Annotated in this window: 7 protein-coding genes and 2 pseudogenes; 5 read left to right on the forward strand and 4 right to left on the reverse strand. The window is 62.7% G+C overall.

Features of this window, described 5'->3' with window-relative positions; genetic code table 11:
* The 3 genes and pseudogenes from LH128_RS15595 to LH128_RS15605 form a co-directional block, all read left to right on the forward strand.
* A pseudogene (locus LH128_RS15595) lies at positions 1-306 on the forward strand (arsenical resistance protein ArsH); the annotation flags it as partial.
* Positions 307-357: 51 nt separating this feature from the next.
* On the forward strand, positions 358-639 hold the full coding sequence (locus LH128_RS15600; RefSeq protein WP_008830622.1) for a hypothetical protein: 282 nt from the start codon (positions 358-360) through the stop codon (positions 637-639).
* A gap of 55 nt (positions 640-694) precedes the next feature.
* Complete coding sequence (locus tag LH128_RS15605) at positions 695-1204, forward strand: arsinothricin resistance N-acetyltransferase ArsN1 family B (RefSeq protein ID WP_008830623.1); 510 nt, start codon at positions 695-697, stop codon at positions 1202-1204.
* Positions 1205-1402: 198 nt separating this feature from the next.
* On the opposite strand, the gene LH128_RS15610 is transcribed toward LH128_RS15605, so the two are convergent.
* The 3 genes from LH128_RS15610 to LH128_RS15620 form a co-directional block, all read right to left on the reverse strand.
* Entirely contained in the window at positions 1403-3226 is a 1824-nt protein-coding gene (locus LH128_RS15610) for a ParB/RepB/Spo0J family partition protein (RefSeq protein ID WP_008830624.1), read from the reverse strand.
* 41 nt (positions 3227-3267) lie between these two features.
* Positions 3268-3459 carry a hypothetical protein gene (locus LH128_RS15615; protein ID WP_008830625.1) on the reverse strand — a complete coding sequence of 64 codons (192 nt, stop codon included), beginning with the start codon at positions 3457-3459 and terminating at the stop codon, positions 3268-3270.
* Between the two features lie 434 nt (positions 3460-3893).
* A complete protein-coding gene (locus LH128_RS15620) occupies positions 3894-4670 on the reverse strand; it encodes a hypothetical protein (RefSeq protein ID WP_172705078.1) in 777 nt (258 codons plus the stop codon).
* Between the two features lie 139 nt (positions 4671-4809).
* Here LH128_RS15620 and LH128_RS15625 point away from each other — a divergent pair, with 139 nt between their 5' ends.
* Positions 4810-5622 carry a sulfite exporter TauE/SafE family protein gene (locus tag LH128_RS15625; protein ID WP_008830627.1) on the forward strand — a complete coding sequence of 271 codons (813 nt, stop codon included), beginning with the start codon at positions 4810-4812 and terminating at the stop codon, positions 5620-5622.
* A 94-nt stretch (positions 5623-5716) separates the two neighbouring features.
* Here the strand turns inward: LH128_RS15625 and LH128_RS34145 are convergent.
* Positions 5717-6004 (reverse strand): annotated as a pseudogene (locus LH128_RS34145) (zincin-like metallopeptidase domain-containing protein); the annotation flags it as partial.
* Positions 6005-6097: 93 nt separating this feature from the next.
* Here LH128_RS34145 and LH128_RS15635 point away from each other — a divergent pair.
* Positions 6098-7271: tyrosine-type recombinase/integrase (locus tag LH128_RS15635; RefSeq protein ID WP_008830629.1), on the forward strand; the 1174-nt coding region annotated here is incomplete at its 3' end.

Genomic DNA, 7271 nt, shown 5'->3' on the forward strand with positions numbered 1-7271 from the left:
GGCGGCTCGCAGTCGTTCAACGCCGTGAACACGCTTCGCCTGCTGGGCCGCTGGATGCGAATGTTCACCATTCCCAACCAGTCGTCCGTGGCGATGGCTTACAAGGAGTTTGACGAAGCAGGCCGCATGAGGCCGTCGAGCTACTATGACCGCATCGTCGACGTGATGGAGGAGCTGGTACGCTTCACCGTCCTGATGCGCCCGCACGCGGTTCAACTTGTCGATCGCTACTCCGAGCGCAAGCAGCTCGGAGTGCCGGTTGATCCCGCCACCGATCACTCCGCTATCGCGATCTCCGGCAGATAGTGGTCCACGGCGATGGGGGAGGGGCGAACATCGTGGCGAGAAGCCATCCAGATGCTCGCCATAGCCTTCGGAATGGCAGGCGTGCTGGTCTTGGCCTTCTGCCTCCCCTTCGCGGCGATGCTGCCTTTCATTATCGAGGCCCCTACGTCGCTCGACGAGTCTGGCGACCTCGCCATCGTCTCTGTCGAGATCGCCGCTCCCTTCGTGGCGTTACTCACTATCGGCCTGGCCGCCCGATGCTTCATGAAGCCGGTTTTGTCGTGGGCCATTGTCATGGTCGCGCCCGCGACGATCTGGGCTGTCGGCATGGCCTGGGCGGTGGGACGAAACTGATGTTGACGGACCGGAAAATCGCTCCCCTGAATGAGGCCATGTTTTCCGCCTCGTCATGGTCGCCCGCATGAATGGAACGGCTCTTATCCGTGCCGCCACGACGGCCGATGCGCCCGCCATACAGGCCATCTACGCGCCCGTGGTCGAGCGTACCGCCATTTCCTTCGAGGAAACGCCGCCCAGCGTGGCCGAGATGGCGGCGCGGATAACGGCCACCATGCAGGATTATCCCTATCTGGTGGCAGAGCTGGATGGCGAGGTGGCCGGCTATGCCTATGCCAGCCAGCACCGCACTCGCGCGGCCTATCGCACATCCGTCGATGTGACAGTCTACATTGCCGAGTGGGCAAGGCGGCGCGGTGTGGGCCGCGCGCTATATGGCAAGCTGCTACCTGCCCTTGCCAAGCGCGGCTTTCACGCGGCGTTCGCTGGCATTGCCCTGCCCAACGAAGGCAGCATCGCTTTGCATGAAAGCATGGGTTTCACACCGCTCGGTATCTATCATGAAGTGGGCCGCAAGTTCGGGAACTGGCACGACGTAAGCTGGTGGCAACGGCTGCTGTGAAATAGGCCGTATCTTCTGGATTCCATAGTTGCCCCGGCGCCGCGCGGCCTTGGTCGCGCGGCGCCCGCGCGGTTCCGCCAGGAACAGCGCGCGCCTGTCATGCCGTGGCATGGCGGGCGCGACGGGGCGACGGGCCGCACCGCACTGGATCTCGGTATGGAGAGAAGGGGGCCGGTTTGCACCAGCCCCCCCATTCAATCAGGCATCTTCGTTTTCGGCCATATCCTCTTCGTCGATCATGTCGCTGTCCTGATCCATGCCGCCAGCGCGCTGATCGAAGGCACCGATCTTCATGGACGCGGGAAGCCAGCCTGCGGGCAAACGCTCCGACACATTGACGGCAAGGTCGGCCTTCTTCTTGATGGTTGCGCAGTTCTCCGCGCTCGGCGCGCCCACTTCTTCGCGCAGCACATCGATCAACGCGGCACGGCGCATCTTGTCGAACAGGGCAATGGGAGCCTTCCACCGCGCTGCGATGTCTACCCCGCTCGCGCGGGCAATCTGCTCGAACTGGTGATGGCGCTGGCCGGGGGAGCCGCCCGAAAACACGGTGCCGTCCACGGTCATGGCAACAAGGCCCGCCAGTAGCGCCATCTTGGCGTCGCCCGTCATGGCCCGGATCGCCTCGAACCGGCCTTCTTCGGGGATGGAAGCAAAGCGGGTTGCCATCACTTCTTCGACGGCCTGCACATCGCTGGTCGCCATCAACTCGTCTGCAACCTCCGTCCCGATGGTCTTGGCCTGCACTTCGATTGCCATCTGATAGCTATGCGCGCCGTGGAGCAACTGGCCTGCAAGGCTATCCAGCATGATGTCGAGCGCCAGCGCCGGGTCGGATGCGACCGCCTCCTGCACGATCCGCGTCTTGATGCGCGAGAGGTCGGCGAACAGGCTATTGCTGTAGAGCGGGGTCGGCCCGTCATGGCTCGCCTTGGGCTTGGGTTCGGCCTTGGCGCGATAGACGCTCTTGCCCAGCGTCCCGTCTCGCGAAATCCAGAGCGCCACGCCGCCCACCGATACCTGTTCGGCCGTAAAGGCGCGCTGCCCCTCCATGATCGCTTCCTGCTCGTCCACCAGCGGTTCGATCCGCTTGCTGTCTTCGCCTTCATCGTCGGCAATCGCCTCGATCTCGGCGGCAAGGACGGCCATGCGCTCCGCTTCGGCCTCGGTCGGCTCGCGCGTAGCGGGATACATGCTGCCCTTCATATAGAGGTCATAAGGCCGCTCGATTTCGGCGCGCACCTCATACCACCCGATGCTGCGATAGTCGGCTGCGATGGCGTCCAGCATTTCCTCTGCCATTTCCTGCACCAGTTCGGGGCTGTCGGCAAAGCCCTCATCCCCTTGGCTGAACAGGTCCACGGTGATCGTGCCGCCCTTCGCCTCATAGGCTTCGCGTCCGACGAACAGGAACATGCCGCTGGTCGTATCGACCTTTTCGGTGGTGAGCATCCGGCGGATGGCATGGGCCTGACCGTTCGCTGCCTTGCAAACCTTAACTTGGAAGTCGTGATCGTCGGTAAGGGTGAGCGCGCGGGCCGCTTCAAGGGTCAACTGGTCCTTGGCGATCAGGTCGACCAGTACCGGAGCCAATGCGGAAAGGCGCAGCATCTTATAGACGAAGCTGACGGCCTGACCGAACCGGGCCGCAATTTCCTCGACGTCCATGCCAGTATCGCGCAGGGCTGCAAAGGCGCGGATGCTGTCCGCAGGGTGCATGTCCTCGCGCTGGAAGTTCTCGGCCAGCGACAGTTCAATAGCCTCTTCCTTGCTGCGCACCTCGACGGGGAAAAGATCGCTGTTCCTGGCCTTCTTGCGCTTCACCAGTTCCTTGAGGCCGCGATAGCGCCGCCCGCCTGCGAACACCCACAACAGCCCGTCTTCCTCATAGGCGACAAGGTTCTGCAACAGCCCGTGCGCCTGAATGTCGTCGGCCATGGACTCGATCGCCGATGGCTTGACGCGGCGCTGGTTGAGCGGGGAGAGACGAAGCTGCGACAGCTTGGCGGTGATGATAGCCATGATGATTGCTCCTGATCTATGAAGTCGATGATGGGGGGAGGTCAGCCTTCGAGGGCTGCGAGTTCGTCAAATTCGGCGGAAGCGCGCGCAGCGGCATCGCCTGCGTAGGTCGCCCCGGTGCGCGGATAGAAGAACACGCGCTCGCCTTTGCGGTAGGGGCTGCCGTCCGCGCTGGTCCCGTCCACCTTGGCCCGCTTCCAGTAGGGGTCGCCCTTGTATCGAGTGTAAGCCATTGTCCTTCTTCTCCTTCCTTCGGGGCTGAAAGCCGCTTGCTCTGCGGCATGCGGCTCTGCCTCTCCGGCGAGGAGCGGGATGGGGAGGGAGGAGGAAAATCGATGGCCTGGCGCGGGCAGGCCGCCCTAGCGCGGCCGACGCCCATCGGGGCGTCGGGTGCCGCGCTTGGCGGACCACACGGGGCTGTCGATTATCCTTCGGGAACGAAAGGGCAGCAGCCCTTGGTGTTCCCCTAAGCGGCGGACCTCCGGGGGAGGGCCGGGAGCGTTCTAAAAATGCATCACCGCGCCACGGCGCGGCAATAAGGGGGTGCCATGTGGCACACCCCCTCACGCGAGGATCGTCACCCGCATGGGCCGAGACGCCGGCACGGTGGCTTGGTCGGCGCTCGCGCCGATAGAGCCGTGCCCGGCAGGGTCGCGCCCTGAATGCCTTACTGATCCTGGGTAGGCGCCGCCGGCTCCTCGCTGAGATCCAGCATCGCATCGTCGCCCAGATAATCACGGGTGATAGGCCCGTAGTCCTTGGCAACGTCGCGCGCGAAGTCCGCGAAGACGGTAATCATCTGGCGCATCGCCATCGCGTAAAGGTTCAGCTCGTCCGACTGCGTGCGAAAGTAATTTGCCAGCGGCGCTGGCATCCGGCCTGCCGTCGTCGATACCAGGTCGTCGTCTCGCATGGTATGACCATACTTGGCCAGTTCGTAGTGCAGGTCCGTTTTCATACGGCCAAAGGCGGCAAGGTTGGACAGCATCGCCCCATGCCGCCGCGACAAGAGCACCAGATTATCGACATAATCGACCCGCTTGGCCGCAATGAACACCTCTAGTTCATCCGCCGTGAACGACACCGAAGGTTCGCGTTCGACGCCGACAAAGGCCGATAGCCGCTGCGCGATCGTCATCTGCCCATTGCCATCCTGTTCGGCCTTGAGAACCATTGCCTCGATCTGGTTGTGATAATCGAGGATGGCATTCACCAGCACGGTGAGCTTGATGAACACTTTGCGCGCAGCGACAACTTCCGCCTCATGGCGCGCTTTCTCGTCGCGGACGATCAGTTCTTTCGATGCCCGGCCCGCGAGTAGCCTTGATGGGAAATAGGCCAGCAAAGCGCCCAGGATCGCCGTTGCGAATGGCACGCCGTAGTCTTTCCAAACGCTGGATGTGTCCGCTGCGGCTTGTGCAACAGTAATGTGAAAATCACCCATTCCAGCAGCCCCCCAATACACTCTTCATGCGCCGCTTTCCCGCTTGCGGCGGAGCGGCGCGCGATCATAGATACCCGTTGAACTTTGAGACCGCCGGAAAAATGCAGCAAGGCGTTGCTGAAACTCGCAAGGGCAACCAATGACGCAGATTGATACACCGGCGGCGCGCAATCGGGCGACGACCTTCGTCGCCGGGGGTGTAATCGGTACGCTCGGGGGACTGATCGGCTTGGGTGGCGCGGAGTTTCGACTGCCGCTGCTGGTGGGGCTGTTCGGTTTCCCCGCGCTTGAAGCGGTAATCCTCAACAAGGCGATGAGCCTGATCGTGGTGTCGACCGCGCTGCCTTTTCGCATGGGCACAGTTCCCTTCGGCGACATTGCCGCCAATTGGCCGGTCATTATCAATTTGCTGGCTGGCAGCCTTGTCGGCGCTTGGTTCGGCGCCGGATGGGCAATCGGCTTGCGCCCCGAAACACTTCACCGGTTGATCGGCATCCTGCTGGTGATGATCGCGCTGGCGTTGGTGTTTGGCCACGGCCTTAGCGGCGGACATGCTCTGGTTGGGGAAGGGCCGTTGCGGATCGTTGCTGGCATTGTCGCAGGCTTTGCGATCGGGATTGTCGCCGCGCTGCTGGGCGTGGCGGGTGGTGAACTCCTGATTCCAACTCTGATCCTGCTGTTCGGGGTCGATGTAAAGCTCGCGGGAAGTCTGTCGCTCGCGATCAGCTTGCCTACCATGATCGCCGGCTTCGCGCGCTATAGTCGCGACAGTAGCTTTGCCGTGATCGGACGACATCATGTGTTCGTGATTGTGATGGCGCTAGGCTCGATCGTTGGGAGCTTCATCGGGGCGCGCCTGCTGGGCATAGTGCCCGAAGCGGTTCTCCTGCCCATGCTGGCCATCATTCTCGTCCTGTCGGCCGCAAAGATGCTTTTGCACCGGAAGCATTAAAAGATGGATCAGAGCCGCCCGCCCGCTTGCGGGACGGGGGCGCAAGATTTTCCTGCGCGCCCCGACCCTTTGAGGGCCGGGACTGCTATAGCCGTCAGGCCACCTCCTCAAGAGGTGCGCCGGTTTCCGCGCCCATGCGTGACAGCAGCCAGTCGGCTGCATCCTGCGCTTGGCGCGCAGCGGTGAAGATGCACCGCTTGTCATTGCGAAGGGCAGACAGCCAGCTTGCCAGATAGGCAGCATGATCCTCGCGGTCGTGGAATTTGATGCCGATCGCGCCGCTGACGAACGCGGCCCCCAGCTCGGCCACCAGTTCCTCACGCGCATAATCTTCGCGCTTCGTGGAAATAAGGGTAGGACGGGCAAGCCGATCCACATAGCCGCTGGCGTGCCCCTTATGCCGATATCGGCATAAGGGTCATAATGCCGTAACCCAAATTATGCCGCATCGTGGCGAGAAGGCGCGGTTGGCGGCATGATCGCGCTTGGCCCATTCGGCATAATCTTCGTCGCTCCAACAACATGGAGCACGATGATCATGACGGAAACTCAGTACACTTGCATCGAACCCTATCTCGACTCGTTCATCGAGAGCTTCGCGGCCGCCAATTACAAAACGGGGACGCTCAAAACCTACCGCCATCTCGTTCGGAATCTGGGGCGGCTGATGGACGCTGAAGGCGTGGAGCCTTCCGCATTGACGCTCGATCAGGCCGAACGGCTGGGACGGATGGTGCCGCGAAAACAGGGTCAGAAGCTTTGTCCGCATAATCTGGCGCGTCGGTTCGCCGCGCATCTCATCGACATTGGCGTGGCGCAGCCTGTGCCGCTGACGGACGCTGAGGTGATGCGGACCACGCTGTTGGCGGACTTCGAGGCCTATCTGGTCAAACAACGGGGCCTGAGCCCGCGCACGATCAGGCACACGCTGGGCTTCGCGAACCGGTTCCTCGACTATCGCTTCGGCAGGCAAATGATCGACCTGACGCGGTTGAGCGGTGCCGACATCACTGGCTTCGTGCAGCAAGTGCTGGCGCGCCGGACGCCCTATCGCGACAAGACGGTAGCGACGCATCTGCGGACCTTCTTCCAATATCTGTTCGCGCGTGGCGCGACCGCGACCAATCTCGCACCCAGCGTCCCCAAGACAGCCCAGCGCTGGGATGCGCGACTGCCCCGGCACCTCTCGCCCGATGGCGTTGAGGCGGTGCTTCGCTCGGTGCGCAGCAATCCCCGACATGCCGCGCGCGACTATGCGATGTTGCTGCTGATGGCGCGGCTCGGGTTGCGAGCGCCCGAGGTGATCGCGATACGGTTGGACGATATCGACTGGCGCGCGGGCGAACTCATGGTGCGCGGCAAGGGCGAGTTGCACGATCGGTTGCCGATATCCGGCGAGGTCGGGGACGCGCTGAGCCGCTATCTTCGCGATGAGCGCGGGCCAACGACATGCCGAGCCGTGTTCGTCAGTCACCGCGCGCCGCACCGCGCGTTTAAGAACGGCCAGATCGTCAACGCCATCATCAAGGATGCACTGGCGGCGACCGGGCAAAAGCCGGTGACGCCATACGTCGGATCACATGTGTTGCGTCATAGCCTTGCGACCAGACTGGTGAACGCCGGTGCTTCGCTCGACGAAGTGGGCGACG

Origin of the sequence: Sphingomonas sp. LH128, from assembly GCF_000293195.2 — a bacterium.
Classification (GTDB): Bacteria; Pseudomonadota; Alphaproteobacteria; order Sphingomonadales; family Sphingomonadaceae; genus Novosphingobium; species Novosphingobium resinovorum_A.